Origin of the sequence: Mycobacterium numidiamassiliense, from assembly GCF_900157365.1 — a bacterium.
In the GTDB taxonomy this organism is placed as follows: Bacteria; Actinomycetota; Actinomycetes; order Mycobacteriales; family Mycobacteriaceae; genus Mycobacterium; species Mycobacterium numidiamassiliense.
In genome coordinates this window covers 1,148,667-1,167,294 of the sequence record NZ_FUEZ01000003.1, presented here as the reverse complement: position 1 = coordinate 1,167,294, position 18,628 = coordinate 1,148,667, and the positions used below count along the sequence as shown (strand labels likewise).

At 68.3% G+C, this 18,628-nt stretch carries 21 protein-coding genes; 11 read left to right on the top strand and 10 right to left on the bottom strand.

The features are described 5' to 3' along the window. Positions 1-46: 46 nt before the first annotated feature. Positions 47-346: an Rv1535 domain-containing protein gene (locus MNAB215_RS05435; protein WP_131829082.1), complete on the top strand. Its 300-nt coding sequence runs from the start codon at positions 47-49 to the stop codon at positions 344-346. Positions 347-378: 32 nt separating this feature from the next. Here the strand turns inward: MNAB215_RS05435 and MNAB215_RS05430 are convergent, their stop codons facing one another. The 4 genes from MNAB215_RS05430 to MNAB215_RS05415 form a co-directional block, all read right to left on the bottom strand. After that, entirely contained in the window at positions 379-828 is a 450-nt protein-coding gene (locus MNAB215_RS05430; RefSeq protein WP_077077788.1) for a hypothetical protein, read from the bottom strand. A 176-nt stretch (positions 829-1,004) separates the two neighbouring features. Further along, a complete protein-coding gene (locus MNAB215_RS05425; RefSeq protein ID WP_077077787.1) occupies positions 1,005-1,826 on the bottom strand; it encodes an exodeoxyribonuclease III in 822 nt (273 codons plus the stop codon). Positions 1,827-1,828: 2 nt separating this feature from the next. Continuing rightward, on the bottom strand, positions 1,829-2,635 hold the full coding sequence (locus MNAB215_RS05420) for a GNAT family N-acetyltransferase, cg3035/Rv0428c family (protein WP_077077786.1): 807 nt from the start codon (positions 2,633-2,635) through the stop codon (positions 1,829-1,831). Further along, on the bottom strand, positions 2,635-3,228 hold the full coding sequence (locus MNAB215_RS05415) for a peptide deformylase (protein ID WP_077077785.1): 594 nt from the start codon (positions 3,226-3,228) through the stop codon (positions 2,635-2,637). The genes MNAB215_RS05420 and MNAB215_RS05415 overlap by 1 nt, the downstream gene beginning before the upstream one ends. A gap of 206 nt (positions 3,229-3,434) precedes the next feature. Between MNAB215_RS05415 and napA the strand changes: the two genes are divergently transcribed. Genes napA through MNAB215_RS05380 form a run of 7 tightly spaced genes read left to right on the top strand, consistent with a single transcriptional unit; the run spans position 3,435 to position 8,641 of the window. After that, complete coding sequence (gene napA, locus MNAB215_RS05410) at positions 3,435-3,743, top strand: nucleoid-associated protein NapA (RefSeq protein WP_077077784.1); 309 nt, start codon at positions 3,435-3,437, stop codon at positions 3,741-3,743. Positions 3,744-3,762: 19 nt separating this feature from the next. Beyond that, positions 3,763-4,245, top strand: a complete 483-nt coding sequence (locus MNAB215_RS05405) for a LytR C-terminal domain-containing protein (protein WP_077077783.1) — start codon at positions 3,763-3,765, stop codon at positions 4,243-4,245. 32 nt (positions 4,246-4,277) lie between these two features. Next, positions 4,278-5,012, top strand: coding sequence for a superoxide dismutase[Cu-Zn] (gene sodC / locus MNAB215_RS05400; protein WP_077077782.1), 735 nt, complete (start codon positions 4,278-4,280; stop codon positions 5,010-5,012). Next, complete coding sequence (locus MNAB215_RS05395; RefSeq protein ID WP_077077781.1) at positions 4,993-6,156, top strand: glutamate--cysteine ligase; 1,164 nt, start codon at positions 4,993-4,995, stop codon at positions 6,154-6,156. The genes sodC and MNAB215_RS05395 overlap by 20 nt, the downstream gene beginning before the upstream one ends. Further along, on the top strand, positions 6,156-6,803 hold the full coding sequence (locus MNAB215_RS05390) for an LON peptidase substrate-binding domain-containing protein (protein ID WP_077077780.1): 648 nt from the start codon (positions 6,156-6,158) through the stop codon (positions 6,801-6,803). Before MNAB215_RS05395 ends, MNAB215_RS05390 begins: the two co-directional genes overlap by 1 nt. After that, positions 6,804-7,826, top strand: a complete 1,023-nt coding sequence (locus MNAB215_RS05385) for a TIGR03617 family F420-dependent LLM class oxidoreductase (protein ID WP_077077779.1) — start codon at positions 6,804-6,806, stop codon at positions 7,824-7,826. Next, positions 7,823-8,641: an enoyl-CoA hydratase-related protein gene (locus MNAB215_RS05380; protein WP_077077778.1), complete on the top strand. Its 819-nt coding sequence runs from the start codon at positions 7,823-7,825 to the stop codon at positions 8,639-8,641. The genes MNAB215_RS05385 and MNAB215_RS05380 overlap by 4 nt, the downstream gene beginning before the upstream one ends. Before the next feature lie 71 nt (positions 8,642-8,712). On the opposite strand, the gene MNAB215_RS05375 is transcribed toward MNAB215_RS05380, so the two are convergent. Together MNAB215_RS05375 and MNAB215_RS05370 are read right to left on the bottom strand one after the other, a co-directional pair. Continuing rightward, complete coding sequence (locus tag MNAB215_RS05375) at positions 8,713-9,642, bottom strand: SDR family NAD(P)-dependent oxidoreductase (RefSeq protein ID WP_077077777.1); 930 nt, start codon at positions 9,640-9,642, stop codon at positions 8,713-8,715. A gap of 106 nt (positions 9,643-9,748) precedes the next feature. Continuing rightward, on the bottom strand, positions 9,749-11,191 hold the full coding sequence (locus MNAB215_RS05370; protein ID WP_245830131.1) for an MFS transporter: 1,443 nt from the start codon (positions 11,189-11,191) through the stop codon (positions 9,749-9,751). A gap of 12 nt (positions 11,192-11,203) precedes the next feature. Between MNAB215_RS05370 and MNAB215_RS05365 the strand changes: the two genes are divergently transcribed. Continuing rightward, positions 11,204-11,497: a hypothetical protein gene (locus MNAB215_RS05365; protein WP_077077776.1), complete on the top strand. Its 294-nt coding sequence runs from the start codon at positions 11,204-11,206 to the stop codon at positions 11,495-11,497. Here the strand turns inward: MNAB215_RS05365 and MNAB215_RS05360 are convergent. From MNAB215_RS05360 to moeA, 4 genes are read right to left on the bottom strand one after another with little or no spacing between them, the layout of a single operon-like run. Continuing rightward, positions 11,471-13,648 carry an AAA family ATPase gene (locus tag MNAB215_RS05360; protein ID WP_077077775.1) on the bottom strand — a complete coding sequence of 726 codons (2,178 nt, stop codon included), beginning with the start codon at positions 13,646-13,648 and terminating at the stop codon, positions 11,471-11,473. The two genes, MNAB215_RS05365 and MNAB215_RS05360, sit on opposite strands and share 27 nt — an antisense overlap. Further along, positions 13,645-14,547, bottom strand: coding sequence for a CDP-diacylglycerol--serine O-phosphatidyltransferase (gene pssA, locus MNAB215_RS05355; RefSeq protein ID WP_077077774.1), 903 nt, complete (start codon positions 14,545-14,547; stop codon positions 13,645-13,647). The genes MNAB215_RS05360 and pssA overlap by 4 nt, the downstream gene beginning before the upstream one ends. Beyond that, complete coding sequence (locus MNAB215_RS05350) at positions 14,544-15,239, bottom strand: phosphatidylserine decarboxylase (RefSeq protein ID WP_077077773.1); 696 nt, start codon at positions 15,237-15,239, stop codon at positions 14,544-14,546. Before MNAB215_RS05350 ends, pssA begins: the two co-directional genes overlap by 4 nt. 26 nt (positions 15,240-15,265) lie before the next feature. Beyond that, positions 15,266-16,471 (bottom strand): molybdopterin molybdotransferase MoeA, encoded by a 1,206-nt coding sequence (gene moeA / locus MNAB215_RS05345; protein ID WP_077077772.1) that lies wholly within the window; start codon positions 16,469-16,471, stop codon positions 15,266-15,268. Between the two features lie 145 nt (positions 16,472-16,616). On the opposite strand from moeA, the gene MNAB215_RS05340 reads away from it, so the two are divergent. Further along, positions 16,617-17,099, top strand: a complete 483-nt coding sequence (locus MNAB215_RS05340) for a VOC family protein (protein WP_077077771.1) — start codon at positions 16,617-16,619, stop codon at positions 17,097-17,099. After that, positions 17,096-18,541, top strand: a complete 1,446-nt coding sequence (locus MNAB215_RS05335) for a flavin-containing monooxygenase (RefSeq protein WP_245830130.1) — start codon at positions 17,096-17,098, stop codon at positions 18,539-18,541. The genes MNAB215_RS05340 and MNAB215_RS05335 overlap by 4 nt, the downstream gene beginning before the upstream one ends. Positions 18,542-18,628: the final 87 nt, after the last annotated feature.

Here is an 18,628-nt window from a genome sequence, read left to right as displayed (position 1 = left end):
CGAAGGGTTTGCCGTCGCGCCGGGTGATGAGTTCACCGTCGGACTTATGTCGACGACCGATAACCTGGCCGATCCGATAGTTTCGTCCGTTGTTTCCGTGCTGAGCGTGCCGTTAGTCGAACTCTATGCGCTGCTGTGGCGGGCGGGGGTTGTGGAGATCGCGGGGCCCGACCGGACTCCCGGGCTTGCCGCGAGGCTGGTAACCCGGGTGGCGCCGAGCCCCCGGCGGTCGGCATGCCCGGACCCGTCGGCACACGCTTTGCCCCGTTCGCGGCGGCAGCTGCAGCGTCGGCACCTGGCGCCCGGTCGATTCGACCGGGCCGCGTACATCCCCGCCGTCGGCTGACCACCAAAATTACGCAGCCCCCGGGTACTTGACTAGTTAGTGCTGCGCAGCTCGGCCGCGCCGGCGCGACGACCGGTCGCCTTCTTGGCCGTCGTCTTCGCGGCCGACTTCTGCGGACCTGCCTTCTTTACCGGCTGGTCCAGCTCCGGCTCGGTCGGCACCGGCTTGAGGTTCGCCTTCGCCCGCGGCTCGGGTTTCCGCCCCAGCCTGTGCAAGATCAACGCGCCGCCACCGACGGCCAGCAGGATCGGCCACTCGACCAGCCCGGCCACGCCGAGCGCGCCAAGGGCCAGTGCGGCCGCCGGGGTCGAATGACTGCCCGAGCTGATTCCGCGCTTAATGCCTTCGGCCGCTCCGGTAACGCCGCCGACAATCCCATTCACTGCTGCTCCGCCCACAGCACCGGCGGCGGCGGTGGTTGCGTCGGCCGCGCGATTGACCGTTTTCCCCGCGTTGCGGACGGCCCCTCCGACGACACCCATAATTACTCCTGGCCCTTCGATCACTCGTTGCAAACGCGATGCCAAACTGTATACCCGTTGAACGCGAAGTTAACAGCTGCAACGAAAATTGGTCACACATCTAACAGGCGAAATGCTGCCACGTTGTAAACGCGCAGACAACGCGAAGCCGGCTGGAATTTGGGTAGTTGCGGGACTTAGCTTTGGCTCAGCTCGACTAAAACCGGCGCATGATCGCTCGGTGCCTTGCCCTTGCGTTCGTCGCGGACGATCTGCGCGCCGGTCACGCGGTTAGCCAAGGCTGGTGAGCCGAGGATGAAGTCGATGCGCATGCCTTGTTTCTTCGGGAACCGTAGCTGGGTGTAATCCCAGTAGGTGTAGACCCCGGGCCCCGGCGTGAAAGGCCTTACCACGTCGGCGAATTGAGCATCGACTATCGCATTGAACGCACGGCGTTCTGGCTCGGAGACATGTGTGGCGCCGGTGAAGAATTCGGTGCTCCACACGTCGTCGTCGGTGGGGGCGATATTCCAATCGCCGACCAGCGCGATCTGGGCGGCGGGATCGTCGCGCAGCCACCCGGTCGCCGTATCACGTAGCGCGGCAAGCCAATCCAGCTTGTAGGCGTAGTGCGGGTCGTCCAGCGTGCGGCCGTTGGGCACATACAGGCTCCACACCCGCACGCCGGCGCAGGTGGCGCCCAGGGCGCGGGCCTCCGCGGTGGCCTCCACATCCGGCTTGCTACTCCATGTGGGCTGACCGTCGAAGCCGATCTGCACATCGTCGAGCCCGACGCGAGAGGCGATTGCCACGCCATTCCATTGATTGAAGCCGACGTGGGCCACCTCGTAGCCGAGTTCGAAAAACGGCAGGCTCGGAAATTGGGTGTCGGAGCATTTGGTCTCTTGCATGGCCAGCACGTCGATGTCGGCGCGAGCAAGCCAATCGACAACGCGGTCCAAACGGCTGCGAATCGAATTCACATTCCAGGTGGCCAGCCGAAGGGTGCCGTCGGGCATGGCTAGACGCTATCCCAATCGCCGGACCGGGCCGCGATGTAGCGGCGGCGGTGGTGCGGCCGGAACCCCAGGGCTTCGGCGAGGGCGGCCGTGACGGTGTCGTCGTCGCCGACGGGTAGGTAGCCGCGGGTCGCCCCGCAGCGCGCGCCCCAGGCCAACAGGGATTCGCACTCCCGGCGTGCGGCGCCCGGATCGTCGGCCGCGTCGATCTCGAACAGGCCGACCCAGCGGGTGCCGTCGGGCGCGTCGGTCACGGCGGCTCGGGCCAACTCCCCGAGCCGGGTGCACCGCCCGGTGGTGGCGGACACGTCGGCGTCGCGCACCGGGCGCACCAGGACCTGCTCGCCGTGTTCACTCGTCGCGCCGGGTGCCGGTGCCAACAAGCGGTCGGGAATGAGGAGCCACGGTGTCAGGTCGTGCCGTTGATACCAGGCGACGATTGCCGGGATCGCACTCCGCTGCGCCGAAAGATCCAGTGGCACAGCAGAATTCGCTGACCAAGCCGATTCCTTACCCCGGCGCAGCAGCCAGCCGTCCAGCCAGCTCTCTTCGGCTCCCGGCCACGCCGCGGCGGCGGCGTATTCGAGTCCACGGATCGCGGAGGTGCGCACGGGCGCGTCGGTCAGCGACCGCAGCGCGACCACGTCGGCGGGCGCGACCTCGACCACCGCGCCGGTCTTGGTCTGCACCCGCACCACCGGATCGACCGCGAGCAGGTGGCCGACGACGTCGGTGAGCGGCGGGACGGATCCTTTCGCGCGTCGGTAACGCACCGTCACCCGGGTGCCGAGGGCCGGCCACGAGAGCATCAGTGGCCGAACGGGTCCGGCTCCTCGCCGGGCGTCCACGACAGACCGGGAACGCCCCAGCTGTGCGACTTGACGGCGCGTTTCGCCGCCCGGGCATGCCGGCCGACGAGGCGGTCCAGGTACAGGTAACCGTCCAGGTGCCCGGTTTCGTGTTGCAGCATCCGGGCGAACAGGTCGGTGCCCTCGATGGTGACCGGATTGCCGTCGGCGTCCAGGCCGGTGACGCGCGCCCACTTCGCGCGCCCGGTCGGGAACGACTCGCCAGGCACCGACAAGCACCCTTCGTCGTCATTGTCCGGATCGGGCATGGTCTCGGGGATTTCGGAGGTTTCCAGGATCGGATTGATCACCACGCCGCGGCGGCGCTCTCGCGAGCCTCGGTCCTCCGCGCAGTCGTAGACGAACAACCGCAGGGCGTACCCGATCTGGTTCGCGGCCAGCCCGACGCCGTGGGCGGCGTCCATGGTGTCGTACATCGTGGAGATCAAACCGGCGAGATCGGCGGGGAGCGAACCGTCCGCGGCGACCAGCACTGGAGCGGTCGGGGTGTGCAACACCGGATCCCCGACGATGCGAATCGGAACGACTGCCATGGTCGGCTAGCTTAAGCGGTTCTTGCAGCGTGGCAGCGCGGCGGTCCGGGGGTACGTGGGCAATCGAAGCCAATCCGCCGACTCGCGGGTCTGCATTACGGCTTGAGGGTTCGCGCCGTGGTTCAATATTCGCCGAAACGTGCCCCTATGTAAGTCAAGTCATTCGAGCTACATGGAATTCGGCGGAAGGGTCCTGGGGAAGCGATATGGACAGCGCCATGGCGCGGGCAAATCAATCGGGGGACGATTCTGAGATCGCCGATGGGCTCACCCGCCGTGAACACGACATCTTGGCTTTCGAGCGGCAGTGGTGGAAGTTCGCCGGCATCAAGGAAGACGCCATCAAAGAGTTGTTCTCGATGTCGGCCACCCGTTACTACCAAGTGCTCAATGCGCTCGTCGATCGGCCCGAGGCATTGGCCGCCGATCCGATGCTGGTGAAGCGACTGCGGCGGCTACGTGCCAGTCGGCAGAAGGCCCGCGCGGCGCGGCGCCTCGGCTTCGAGGTGACCTGACTCGCTACAGTAGGGCTCAATGAAAGAGCGCGTCCCCGACTCCACGGGACTCCCCCTGCGGGCAATGGTGATGGTGCTGTTGTTCCTCGGCGTCATCTTCTTGCTGCTCGGGTGGCAGGCCCTGGGCTCGTCGGGGAACTCCGATGACGACACGGCGTCGCCGGTCTCCAGTGCGACCAGCGCCACCAGCCAGGCGTCGTCGACCTCCACGAGTGCCAAGCCCGCTTCCACGGACTCCGACGTGCACGTGTTCAACATCTCCGGCAAGGAGGGGATCGCCGGGCACGCGGCCGACCAACTCAAGTCCGCCGGCTTCAAGGTCGTCGATGTGGGGAACCTGACGTTGCCCGACGTGACAGTCACCACCGTGTACTTCACCGACGCCGACGACGAGCACGCCACCGCCGACGCGGTGGGCAAGAACCTGGGAGCGCCCGTCCTGCCGCGCACCCCAGCGCTCACCAATCAGCCGGGCGGCGTCATCGTCGTGGTGACCGGCTGACTCCAGGTCGTGGGCCGGGTTAGGCTCTCGCTATGCCTACGCCTGCCGGTCATCGCAATGCCGTTGCCGCCACCACGTCCGCACTGTCCCTGTCGTTTTTAGCCGCGAGCGTCGCGCTGGTGAGCGCCTGCTCGTCGCCCCAGCACGCGGCGACCACCCCGGGTACCACGCCCGCGGTCTGGACCGGATCACCCGCGCCCGCCGGCGCTTCCGGCGCGGAGGGAACCGAGGGCGCGCAGCCTGCACCGCAGCAGAGCGTGACCACCCATCTGCGCACCCCCGACGGCACCCAGGTGGCCACCGCGAAGTTCGACTTCAGCAACGGCTTCGCCACGGTCACCATTGCGACGACCGGCGTCGGTGCGCTCGCGCCCGGCTTCCACGGAGTGCACATCCACAAGGTGGGCAAGTGCGAGGCCAACTCGGTCGGACCCGACGGCGGCGCGCCCGGCGACTTCTTGTCCGCCGGTGGGCATTTCCAATCTCCCGGGCATAACGCCGAGCCGGCCAGCGGCGACCTGACCTCGCTCGAAGTTCGCCGCGACGGGGTCGGGATGTTGGTCACCACCACCGACGCCTTCACCCTGGACGACCTGATGACGGGTCAGAAGACCGCCGTCGTCATCCACGCCGGTGCCGACAACTTCGCCAACATCCCTTCGGACCGCTACAACCAGTCCAACGGCACGCCCGGTCCGGACGCGATGACGATGAGCACCGGTGACGCCGGCAAGCGGGTGGCGTGCGGTGTCATCGGAGCCGGCTAGTACGGCCCGCAAACGAGGCCCTGAAAGAGGCGAAGCCCACATCGGTTTCGCCCGCTCGCCGCGCCCAACCCTCGGTGTGGAGTGGGAGTTCGCGCTCGTCGACGCGCAGACCCGCGACCTGAGCAACGAAGCCACCGCGGTGATCGCCGAGATCGGCGAAAACCCGCGTGTGCACAAGGAATTGCTGCGCAACACCGTCGAGGTGGTGAGCGGCATCTGCGACAACGCGGGACAGGCGATGGACGACCTGCGCCAGACCCTTGGCCCTGCCCGGCGCATCGTCCGCGACCGCGGCATGGAGTTGTTCTGCGCCGGGGCTCACCCGTTCGCGCAGTGGTCGACCCAGAAGCTCACCGACGCGCCCCGCTATGCCGAGCTGATCAAGCGCACCCAGTGGTGGGGCAGGCAGATGCTGATCTGGGGTGTGCATGTGCACGTGGGGATCTCGTCGGCGCACAAGGTCATGCCGATCATGACGTCGCTGCTGAAGTACTACCCGCACCTGTTGGCGCTCTCGGCGTCGTCGCCTTGGTGGACCGGTGTGGACACCGGATACGCCAGTAACCGGGCCATGATGTTCCAGCAGTTGCCCACCGCCGGGCTGCCGTTCCAGTTCCAGACCTGGTCGGAGTTCGAAGGCTTCGTCTATGACCAGAAGAAGACCGGAATCATCGACCATGTCGACGAAGTCCGTTGGGACATCAGGCCTTCGCCGCACCTGGGCACCCTCGAGGTGCGGATCTGCGACGGGGTGTCCCGGCCGCGTGAGCTCGGCGCGCTGGTCGCGCTGACGCATTGCCTGGTCGTCGACCTGGACCGCCGGCTGGAGGCCGACGAGACGCTGCCGACCATGCCGCCCTGGCACAACCAGGAGAACAAGTGGCGCGCGGCGCGTTACGGCCTGGACGCGGTGATCATCCAGGACGCCGACAGCAACGAGCGGCTGGTCACCGACGATCTCATCGAGGTGCTCAACCGGCTTGAGCCGGTCGCCAAGTCGTTGCGCTGTGCGGACGAATTGGCCGCCGTGGCCGACATCTGCCGAGAGGGCGCGTCGTATCAGCGGCAGCGGCGGGTGGCCGAAGAGCACGACGGCGATCTGCGTGCGGTCGTCGATGCGCTCGTGGCTGAACTGGACATCTGATGGAATTGGCGATGTTTCCGCTCGAGGTGGCCCTGCTGCCGAACCAGGATCTGCCCTTGCGGATTTTCGAGCCACGTTATGTCGCACTGGTGCAACACTGCGTCGGCAGCGGCGAGCCCTTCGGCGTGGTACTGATCTCCCGCGGCCGCGAGGTCGGCGGCGGCGATGGGCGCTGTGACGTCGGCGTGCTGTGCACGATCACCGTGTACGTCGACCTGGGCGCTGATCGGTATGAACTGAGCTGCCGGACCGGGGAGCGAATTCGGGTGTGCGAGTGGCTGCCCGACGATCCCTACCCCCGTGCTGCCGTGCAGCTCTGGCCCGACGAGCCCGGCGACCCGGTGACGCCCAGCCAGTTGCGCGGCGTCGAAGACAAGGTGATCGGCTTGTTCGGACGGATCGCGGAAGCGCGCGGCGCCGCGCTGCCGGACCGGGAGGTGCTGCTGGGCTACGGCGAAACCCGCGCCGCCGATATCGGGGAGCGCTTGTACGCGTTGGCATCTCGCATCCCGCTCGGCGCGGCCGACCGGTACAGCGTGCTGCAGGCGCCGTCGTCGGCCGATCGACTAGCCGCGCTCGACGAGGCGGTCGTCGCACTCGCCGAGATGGTGGAGTTCCAGCTGTCGAGTAGAGGACCGGACGAATAAGTGAAAGTACATCTGCAGATCGACGGATCGCCGAACGGCGCGCGAGCCAGCGCCGCCGAGATCGCCGCGACGGGTGCCGACGGGTTGTTTACCTTCGAGGGCCAGCATGACGTCTTCTTTCCGTTGCTCATCGCAGCCGACGACAGCGACTTGGACTTGATGACGAACGTGGCGATCGCCGCGCCGCGCAGCCCGCTGCATCTGGCCCACGCCGCCTACGACTTGCAGGTCTACAGCGGCGGCCGGTTCCGGCTTGGGCTCGGTTCGCAGATCAGGGTTCACATCGAAAAGCGTTACGGCAGTAAGTGGGAACGGCCGGCGGCGCGGATGGCCGAGACCATCGGCGCGATCAAAGCGATCTTCGCGGCCTGGGAAGGCCAGTCCCGCCTCGACTTTCGCGGTGAATTCTTCACGCACACCCTGATGGCGCCCAATTTCAATCCCGGACCCAACCCGTTCGGGCCGCCGCCGGTGTTGATGGGCGCACTCGGGCCGATCATGACGCGCACCGCCGCAGAAGTCGCCGACGGCCTGCTGGTCATGCCGTTCAACAGCGCCGGCCACTTCGCCGAGCGCACACTGCCGGCGATCGACGAGGGCCTGCGCCGCTCGCAGCGGACGGCCGGCGAATTTCAGATCATCGCGCAGGCCATGGTCGCCGTCGGGCGCGACGACGCCGATTTGGCGGCCGCGGTCAACGGGGTCGCCTCCCTGATCGGGTTCTACGGCTCGACCCCCGCCTACCTGCCCGTCCTCGAGGTCGAGGGGTGGGCTGACATCCAGCCCGAGCTCAACGCGCTGTCCAAACAGGCTCGCTTCGCCGAAATGCGCGCCCTGATCACCGAACCCATGGTGGCCCGCATCGGCATTATGGGGACTCCCGAGGAATGCGCGCAGCAGATCGCCGCGCGGTTCGGCGATCGCGCCGGCGAGGTGTGCTGTTATTTCCCCGGCTACACCCCGCGCAGCGCCGACGTCGCCGATCTGATCAGCGCGTTGCACCGCGCCCCGGCCCTGCGATGAGCGCCGACGTCCTCGTCGAGGTCGACGGGGGCGTCGCGCTGCTCACGCTCAACCGGCCCGAGCACCTCAACGCCTACACCGCCAAGATGGGCACGCTGCTGAGCCAGGCCTACCGCGACTGCGACGAGGACGACGACGTCCGCGCCGTCGTGCTGACCGGGGCGGGCCGGGCCTTTTGCGCGGGTGCAGATTTCTCCAGCGGCGCAACGCCTTTCGACGCTCCGGACGAGAACAGCGCGTTCTCCGCGTCGCCGATCGACCCCGCGGCCTTCGAATTGCGCAAACCGGTGATCGCCGCCCTCAACGGTCACGCCGTGGGAATCGGCCTGACCATCGCGCTGCAGACCGACATTCGCATTGTCGCCGAGGACGCGAAATATGGTGTGGTACAAGTGCGTCGGGGAGTGATTCCCGACTGCATGGCGCACTGGACACTGACGCAGCTGACCAGCCTCGGGGTGGCCGCCGAGGTGCTGCTGACCGGGCGCACGTTCACCGGGGCGCAGGCCGCCGAGCTGGGTATCGCGAATCGGGCGTTGCCCGCCGAGCAAGTGCTCGGTCATGCGCTCGACATGGCTCGCGACATCGCGGTCAATGTGGCGCCGATGTCGGCGGCATTATGCAAGCGGCTGTTGTGGGACAGCGCAATTCACGGCTACACCCCGCGACAGGTCGCAACGCTGGAGACGCTGCTGCACCACCGGGTGATGGGCACTGCCGATGCGCGTGAAGGTGTGGCCGCCTTCGTGGACAAGCGGCCCCCGCAGTTCAGCTCCCGGCTGTCGAGCGAGTGGAGCGCTTTGCCGGAACCGTGAGCAACTCGGCGAGCGCCACGCCCAGATTCAATCTCGAGCTTGTGCCGTTCGACCCTGTTCACGTCTGTAGCCTATTGCGCGCACAACTGTTCGGAGAGGGTCCAGAAGTCCGCCGCGCGTTGCTCGTCGCACGCATGCGGCGCGGCGGTGTCGCTTATCCCGCAGTCTTCGAGGTACAGCCCACCCCGGCCGTCCAGCTCGGGGCTGACCGCCGCCCACACCTGTGTGGCCGCACCATGTTCGGGCATGACGAAGTCGAGGTGGCCGTCGCCTTCTTCGCCGCGGGTGGCGCTGTTGGCGGCGACGAGTTTGCGCAGGCGGGAGAAATCGTCCCGGGACATGTAGCGCGCCAGCGACGTGGCCACGGTGCCGGGGTGCACGGCGAAGGCGCGGACGCCCTCGCCACGCAGGCGCCGGTCGGCTTCTTTGGCGTGCAGGATGTTCGCCGTCTTCGACGCCCCGTATGCGGCGAACTTGTCGTAGTCGCGGCGTTGCCAATTGGGATCGGCGAAGTCGACATCGCCGATGGCGTGACCGCCCGAGGACAGGATGACCAGCCGGGCGCCCCGCGCGGCGATCAACTGCGGGGTCAATAGCCTGGTCAGCTCGAAATGGCCGAAATGATTTGTGCCGATTTGGATCTCGAACCCGTCACAGGTCCGGCCGAAAGGGGTGAACATGACTCCGGCGTTGTTCATCAAGACGTGGACCGCCGGCGCGATGTCACCGATCGCCGCGGTCGCCGCACGCACGCTGGCCAGCGAGGTGAGGTCGAGTGGCACCGTCGAGGTCCGCGCGCCGGGCACCTCGGCCGCGATCCAGTCGGCGGCTTCGGCCAAGGCATCGGGATTGCGGGCCGCGAGCACCACATGCGCGCCTGCGCCGGCCAGGGCGCGTGCGGACTCGCGGCCCAGCCCGGACGAGGCGCCGGTGATCACACACACCTTGCCGGACAGGTCGATTCCCTCGGCGATCTCCCAGGCGCTGCGGCGTTCTGTCATGCCCGTGCGAGCTGCCGGCGCGGGCGGACAAAGGCGGGGGGCGACATCAGGGCACCATAGCGCCTGCCTACAGCTGCGGGGCAAGAGTGCAGTCGACTGCACTGGGTTACGCGGGCGCGGGCACGACCACGGCACTGGGCTTGGCCAGCGAGATGCCGCTGACCAACGCTCCGACGAAGTACAGCGCCGCGGCGACCTGGAGCAGCCGCGCGAAACTGGTATCGGTGAGCATGCCGTTGGCGATCAGTCCGACGCAGGCCACCGAGCTCAGCGCCGACGTCCTGCCCACCGCGTTCTGCATGGCCGCCGCGACTCCGCTGCGCTCCGGCTCGACGGATGCCAGATTGGCTGCGGCCAGCGGCGTCATGGTGAGCGCCAAACCAATTGCCAACACGGCCGTCCCGGGCAGCAGATGGGTGACGATATTGAACCCGTGACCCGGGCGGATGAGCAGCAGACCCAACCCGGCCAGCAGGGGGCCTGTCGTCAGGAAGACCCGGGGCCCGATCCGCGCGGCCAGGCCGCCGATGCGCTTGGCCAACAGGAACGACATCACCGGCGTTGGCAGGGTGGCCAGACCCGCGACCGTCGCGCAATAACCGGCGACCTCTTGGGTGTACAGGGTGATCGCAAGGGCGCCCATGGCGCCGGCGCCGTAGACGAACGCGGTGGTCATGTTGGCGCCCGCGAAGTTGCGGATCGAGAACAAGCTGAGCGGCACCAACGGGTGAGTGGCGCGGCGCTGCCACGCCACGAACGCCAGCAGCATGCCGATCCCGATGGCCAGCGACGTGGCGACGCGGGGGTCGGCCCAGCCATGGTCCTTCGATTCGATGAGCGCATACACGGTGCCGGCCAGCCCGGCGGCCGACAGGGCAGCACCGGCCACGTCGAGACGGACCCGGTGGGCCGGCCGGGCCACTGGGCGCAGCCAAAACGTCAACGCGAAACCGATGACCATTGGGACCGCCGACAGGGCATAGATCCATCGCCAGCTCAGAAAGTCCACCGCCAGCCCGCCGAGCAGCGGACCGAGCGCGAACGCGGTTCCGGTCCAGGCGGTCCAGGTCCCGATGGCCGCGGGCCGATCCGCGCGATCGAACGTCGAATTGATCAGCGCGAGGGAGCCGGGGACCAGAAACGCCGCGCCCAGACCCTGGGTGACGCGCCCGGCAATCAGCATGACCGGCGAGGGCGCGGTGGCCGCCAGCACCGAGCCACTCCCGAAGGCCACCAGCCCGAACCGGATGACGGGAATCCGTCCGAAGAGGTCGGAGAGGGAACCGCCCGGCAGGATCATGGCCGCCTGCGCGAGCAGATAGCCGTCGACCACCCATTGCTGTAGGCAAAGGCCGCCCCCGAGGTCGCGCGCCGTGGCGGGCAGCGCCAGGTTGACGACGGTGACGTCGAGAAAGGCGACCATCGACACCATGGTGGCCACCAGCATGACCCGGCTCGTCGGCGCGGCATCGAGCAGTTTCAGCAGCGGGGCCGCCCGGCGTGCGGGAGGGGTGAGAACGATCCCCGGGGCGGTCTGTATCGCCGTCATACCGGTCTCACGATGCAGGCGTCGCCATCGTTCATCAGATTCCTCCTCTGGGGTGCCGGAGCGCAGAGAACCGACAACCCCTTCGGGAAGATGTATGCGATGGGGTTACGCGCGGACTGGGATTGCGCTGTGGTGCGCGTGTGGACCACGACGGTCGCTGCGCCGCGTCAGCCGCGGCGCCACGACCCGATGCAGGTGGCCGACCAGGGCCCGGTTGACGCCGTCGCTCGCGCGATCGCCGAGCTGGAGGCCGATGTCGCGATGTCGGTGCGTGCGATGCTAGAGAGCTTTCCCGAAAGCGCGTAGCGAGTCGACCTGCAGGGGATCCAGCGAGGGCCGAACGGTTTTGCGGGCCGCCTCGAGATCGGCCGCGGTCACTTCGGCGGCATCGATGGAGCGCCGCATCGCGGTCAGCGCGGCCTCCCGCAGCAGCGCCACGCAGTCGGCGGCGCTATAACCATCCAGTTCGGCGGCCACAGTGTCCAGGTCGACGTCGGCGCTCAACGGAACGGATTTTCCTGCAGTACGCAGGATTTCGCGGCGAGCCGGGGCATCGGGCGGTTCGACGAACACCAACCGTTCCAGCCGGCCCGGGCGCAGCAGCGCCGGGTCGATCAGATCGGGCCGGTTGGTAGCGCCCAGCACCACGACGTCGCGCAGCGGGTCGATGCCGTCGAGTTCGGTGAGCAGTGCGGCCACCACCCGATCGGTCACGCCCGAATCGAAGCTCTGCCCGCGCCGCGGCGCCAGTGCGTCAACCTCGTCGAGGAACACCAGCGACGGCGCGGAATCCCTGGCGCGCCGGAACAATTCACGCACCGCTTTCTCTGAGGCACCGACCCATTTGTCCATCAGCTCAGAGCCTTTGACGGCGTGCACACTCAGCTGGCCGGTGCTGGCCAGCGCGCGGACCACAAAGGTCTTGCCGCAGCCGGGCGGCCCGTACAGCAGCACCCCGCGCGGGGGATCGACGCCCAACCGGGCGAAAGTGTCGGGATGCTGCAGCGGCCACAGCACCGCTTCGGTCAGCGCCTGTTTGGCCTCGATCATGTCGCCGACATCGTCGAGCGTGACGTTTCCGACGGTCAATTCCTCGCTGGCCGAACGGGACAGCGGCCGGATGACGGTCAGCGCGCCGACGAGGTCGCCCTGGTTGAGTTTCGGTGGCTGACCGTCGGCGCTGGCGCGAGACGCTGCCCGCAGGGCGGCTTCGCGAACCAGTGCGGCCAGATCGGCGGCTACGAAACCCGGAGTGCGGCTGGCTATTTGGTCGAGTTCGAGTTGTTCGGTGGGCGCCGATTTCAGCAGCGTCTCCAGGAGTGCCTTCCGGGTGGCGCCGTCGGGCAGCGGCAGGCCCAGTTCCCGGTCGCACAGCTCGGGGGCGCGCAACCGCGCGTCGAGCTGATCCGGGTGCGCGGACGTCGCGATCAGGGCGACGCCGTCGGTGGCCACCGCGGAGCGCAGCTCGGCGAGGATCAGCGAGGCCACCGGCTCCGCAGTGGCGGGCAGCAGCGCATCGCCATCGGTGATCAGCAGTACGCCGCCGCCGTCGCGAACCGCCGTGATCGCCGCGGCCACGGCCTTGAGCCGGTCTTCGGCGGCCAGTGCGCCGATCTCGGGGCCGTCCAGCTCGACCAGCCTGCGGCCGGCGCACACCGCGCGGACCATCGTCGTCTTGCCCACCCCGGCCGGCCCCGACACCACCACGCCCAGATTCGTCCCGGCCCCAAGGGTTTTCAGCAGGTGCGGCTCGTCGAGGGCGAGCTTGAGCCACTCGGTGAGCTTGGCCGCCTGAGCTTGCGAGCCCTTGAGCTCGTCGACGGCGATCGCCGGCCTCGCGATGCCTACCCGTTCCCGCTCGGCCAAGACGCCGACGGGAACCCCGGCGCCCCAACTGACTTGGGAGTTCGGCTGCACGCTGACGTGTCCGTCGGGATCGACGCCGGTCACGGTCAGCAGCTCCGACGTCCAGCTGATCCCGACCGACGTTGCCAGTGCCCGGGTGGCGGCCGATGTCGAGGTGCCCGGCCCCAGATCGCGGGGCAGCAGCGACACCGCGTCGCCGACCGTCATCACCTTGCCGAGCAAGGCCTGTCGCAGGGTGATCGCGGCAATCGACTGGCTGGCCAGCGACGAGCCGCTCAGCGTCACCGACCGCGCTCCGTACACGGTGACCGCGCTGACGATCACCGCGCTGCCCTCGCGCAGCCCGGCGTTGGACAGCGTGACGTCGTCAAGCAGCACCGTGCTGACCGGGGAGTCTTGGTCGGCGAGGGCGGCCACCGCCGCCGTGGTCCGAGACCCGGTCAGCGACACCGCATCCCACTCGCGGATACCAAGAGCCGCAACGGCATTCGGGTGTAGCCGGACGACGCCGCGGCGGGAGTCGACGGCCGAGGTGTTCAGCCTTGCGGTCAGGGTGAGCTGTCCGGCTCCATCCCGGCCCGCGCGGGTCACGGCAGTCGCCCGCCCGGCTTGCGTAGGCCCAGTCGGGCCGCCGAGCGGCCGCCCGGTCGGCGCCCCAGCCGCGGCATCGGCCGGCGACCGGGTCCCGTCCGTCGGCCCGCGCGCCGCACGGCGCGTCGTTGCTCGGGTTTCTCGTCCCAGACCTCGGGGTGCGCGGCCAGCCAACGCTGATTACGGATCGCGAACGGAACGTGGCACAGGTAGGCGACGATGATCACCCAGATCAAGACGTAGGGCGCCAGCACCGCCGCCGCCGCGCAGATCGCCAGCACGGCCAGCAGCGGGGCCGCCCAGTTGGGCGGCACTGCGGCGGCGTGCATCTTGCGCATCGGGATCTTGCTGATCATCAGCATCGACGTTCCGGTGATCCAGAGGCAGAGGAACACCGTCGACGTCCACCAGCCCCCTTGGGGGAACTGCAATTTGAGCCCGATGAGACCGATCATGGAGACGGCGCCGGCCGGCGCGGGCATCCCGACGAAGAATTCACGCGCGTAGGCGGGCTGGCTTCCGTCGTCCTGCAGGGCGTTGAACCGTGCCAGCCGCAAGACCACGCACACCGCGTAGAGCAGCACCACGATCCACCCGGCCGGCGACGCCGACAGCAGCGTCACGTAGACGACGATCGCGGGCGTCACGCCGAAATTCACCGCGTCGGCCAGCGAGTCGATCTCCGCGCCCATCGCCGACTGGGCATCGAGCATCCGGGCCACCCGGCCGTCCAGGCCGTCCAGGATCGCCGCCGCGGCGATCAGTGCCATGGCGGCCTTGGGCTGATGCTCGAGGGCGAATTTGATCGACGTCAGCCCGGCGCAGATGGACAGCACCGTCATGGCGCTGGGCAGGATCTGCAGGTTCACCGGTCGCCTGCTCCGCAGCCTGTTGGTCATGGCAGCTCGGCCAACACGGTCTCGCCGCCCACCGCGCGCTGGCCCAGCCTGACCACGGGCTCGGAGCCCGGCGGCAGGTAGGTGTCCAGGCGCGAGCCGAACCGGATCAGGCCGTAGGTGTCGCCGATCGACAGCTTGTCCCCGACGTGGGCGTCGTTGACGATGCGGCGCGCCACCAGCCCGGCGATCTGCACGGCGACCACCTCGGCGCCGTCGGGCGTGCGGATCCGCATGCTGGTCCGTTCGTTGTCGGTGCTCGCGGCGGCCAGATCGGCGGAGCCGAACCGTCCCGGCCGGTGTTCGACGGCAATGACTTCGCCGCTGACCGGGGCGCGCTGCACGTGGGCGTCGAAGATCGACAGGAAGATGCTGATCCGCGGCAGGGGTGTGTCGCCCATGCCCAGTTCCGCGGGCGGGGCCGCCGAGTCGATCACGCAGACCACGCCGTCGGCGGGCGCGACGACGGCGCCGGGCCGGGTGGGGGGCACCCGCGCGGGGTGACGGAAGAACGCCGCGCAGGCGGTCGCGGCCAGCAGACCCGTCCGGCGCAGCCACCGGTGGTGGCGTCCGAGCGCGGCGACAGCAAGGCCGCCGGCGATGAACGGCACGCCGGCGTAGTGAACGGGCGGAACGGTCGAGCGCACCAATTCGAGCATGTGCTGCGCGTCATCCGGGCGGGGGCGTCGTGCCACTCGGTCATCTTACGAAGAATGTGGGCTCAGCTGAGATCCCAGACCCGCAGCTCGGTGCCCGCGGCCACCTCCACGACGTCTTCTGGCACGTCCAGCAGCGCGTTTGCCGAAGCGAGCCAACGCAGATGGTGTGAAGCTGGGGGACCGTAGCTGACGACGCTGCCCGTGTCGGCATCGAGCACGGCGCGGCGGAATTGGCGTTTGCCCCGCGGTGAGGTCAGCGACTCGGTGAGCACCGCGGGCCGCCGCGGGCGATCCGGATCCGGCAAGCCCATGGCCCGGCGCAGCGCGGGACGCAGGAACACCTCGAACGACACCAGCGCGCTCACCGGGTTACCGGGCAGGGTGACGATTGTCGCGCCGGCCACCCGGCCGATGCCCTGCGGCATGCCCGGCTGCATCGCAACTTTGACGAACTCCACACCCTGGTCGCCGGACCGGCCGAACGCGTCCTTGACGACCTCGTAGGCGCCGGCGCTGACTCCGCCGCTGGTGATGATCACATCGCAGCCGGCGGCGTGCCGGTCGAGGATGGCGCTGAATTGCGCGACGTCGTCCTCGGCGGTCGTGACGGCGACGATGTCGGCGCCCGCGTCGCGGACGGCCCCGGCCAGCATGACCGAGTTGGACTCGTAGATCTGGCCCGGCTGCAGCGGGGTGCCCGGTGTCACCAGCTCCGACCCGGTCGAGATCACCAGCACCCGCTGGTGTGGGATCACCCGCAGCCCGGCCAGCCCCAGCGCCGCGGCCAGCCCGAGCATCGCCGGTGTCACGACCTGGCCGGCGCGCAGAACCGTCGTGCCCACCGCCACGTCCTCGCCGGCCAACCGGATGTGCTTGCCGGGCGGCGAGCTCTGCCGGATCGCCACCGACTCCACACCGCCGTCGGTGTTCTCGACCGGCACGATGGTCGTCGCACCGGCCGGTACCGGTGCGCCCGTCATGATGCGGTGCGCCGTGCCTGGCCGCAGCGTCAACGTGTCGGTGCGCCCGGCCGGAATGTCCTCGGCCACCGGCAAAATCACCGGGTGATCGCCGGTGGCCTGCGCTATGTCCTCGGCGCGCACCGCGTAGCCGTCCATCGCCGAATTGTCGAAGACGGGCAGTGCCAGCTGGGCGACCACGTCGTCGGCCAGGACCAGCCCGTGGGCCTCGGGCAGCGTGAGGGTGACCGGCGCGCGGGGCCGGATCATTTCGGCTACAACGCGCTGATGTTCATCGACTGAGCGCACCCGGCCATTATCGGCCCGTCATATTCCGAAGCGGACGTGGTCCGACACATCGGCCGCCGACCATGTGTGGTGTACGTCGGTTTCAGCCACGGCGCGCAACGTATGGGCCTCCCGATCTTCGCCGCCCGGACGTACAGTCGAGAACGTGATTACCGGGTTGGCCCACACCGGGGTGTGTGTCCCGGATTGTGAAGCCGCGGTCGCGTTCTATCGCGACGTATTGGGCCTGCATGTGCTCTCGCCGCCGTATGTCATGGCCGGTAATGCCATTCGCGACGACATGGGTGAACTGGTGTCCGACCCGACCATGAAGGCGGCCATCGTCGGCTTCGCGGACGGCAGCGACCGGGTGCTGGAGGTGATCGAATACCTCAACATCGACGGGACCGATGCGCGGGCACGTGCGGCGCTGACCGACCACGGCCTGTCGCATGTCGCACTGATCTGTGAGGACCTCGACGCCACCCGGGCCGAACTGGAGAGCAAGGGTGTCCGCTTCCTGGTCAGCGGAATCGCCGACGTCGCGCGGGTGCGCACCACATGGTTCGTCGATCCGTGGGGTGTGGTGTTCATCCTGGTGGAAAAGAGCCGGACCGAGCGGCCGTATTTCGCGCAATTCGGGGCATGATGCCCGCAAAAATCTCCGTCGGGGTCATTGGCGCGGGCGCCGGCGGCATCGCGATGGGCATCCAGCTCGCCCAGGGCGGCTACGACTTCACCATCTTCGACCGCGCCGATGGATTTGGTGGGACGTGGCGGCACAACACATTTCCGGGTGCGGCGTGCGACGTCCCGTCGCATCTGTACTCGTACTCGTTCGCGCTCAACCCGCGGTGGAGCAAGACCTACGCCAACCAGCCCGAGATACTCGCCTACCTGGAGAAGGTGGCCGAGCAGTACGGCCTGGCGGCGCACCTGCGGCCGCACACCGCGATCAGCACGGTGCGCTGGTCGGACACCCGGCGGCGCTGGACGCTCGTCACCGACGACGGTGATGAGCACGAATTCGACGCCGTGGTCAGCGCCGTCGGGATGCTCGATGTGCCCAGCATCCCCGATATCCCTGGGGCGCAGCGGTTTCGGGGCCGCCGATTTCATTCGGCGCGTTGGGATCACCGAAAGTCCACGGCGGGGGAGCGGGTTGCATCCATCGGCACCGGGGCCAGCGCGATCCAATATGTTCCCGCCATCGCGCGAGAAACCGCGCACCTCACCGTCTTTCAGCGCACGCCGATCTGGATAGCGCCCCGGTTCGATTTCCCGTTCACCCCGGAGCAGCACGAAGAGTTCGAACGGAATCCCGCGGCGGCACAAAAGCTGCGCGACGAGGTCTTCGATGCGTACGAGACATCCAGTTTCGACGTCGACGCCACGCAGACCCGCGAAGCGACCGAGCTTGCCCGCAGCTACCTGCACCGCAAAGTGGCCGACCCCGATCTGCGTGCCAAGCTGACGCCGGACTATCCGGCCGGGTGTAAGCGGCCGCTGATGTCGCGCGAGTGGTACCCCACCTTCGCGCTGCCCAACGTCAGCTTGGAAACCACCGCCATCGCCGAGTTGACCGAATACGGGGTGCGCACGGCCGACGGGACCGAGCACCGCGTCGACACCATCATCTACGGCACCGGGTTCAAGGCTTCGGACTACCTGGCCAGCATCGACGTGTACGGAAGCGGCGGCCGCCATCTTCGCGACGACTGGAGCGACGGCGCCGAAGCCTACTTCGGGACGATGGTGGCCGGATACCCGAATTTCTTTATGCTGTATGGCCCTAACACCAACGGGGTCAATTCGATCATCTACATCCACGAGGCGCAGACGACCTTCATTCGCCACATCCTCGACGTGATGGAAGGCGGCGGAGCCCGCGCCGTCGAGGTGACGGCCGATGCGCAGCGCCGCTACAACGACGAGGTCCAGGCGGCGATGGTGGGCAAGGTCTGGCTGGCGTGCACCAACTACTTCCGTCATCCCAGCGGCAAGGTCGTCACCCAATTGCCCTACAGCGGAAAGCTTTTCTTCGAGCGCACCCGCAGCATGGTGCCCGGCGATTACGTGCTGAGCGACTAAGCCACTCGCATCGATGTCGGTCGAGGAGGCGATCGCGGCGATCGCCCCCAACCTGCAGCGCTACATCAGCGGCGATCTGACGGCGTA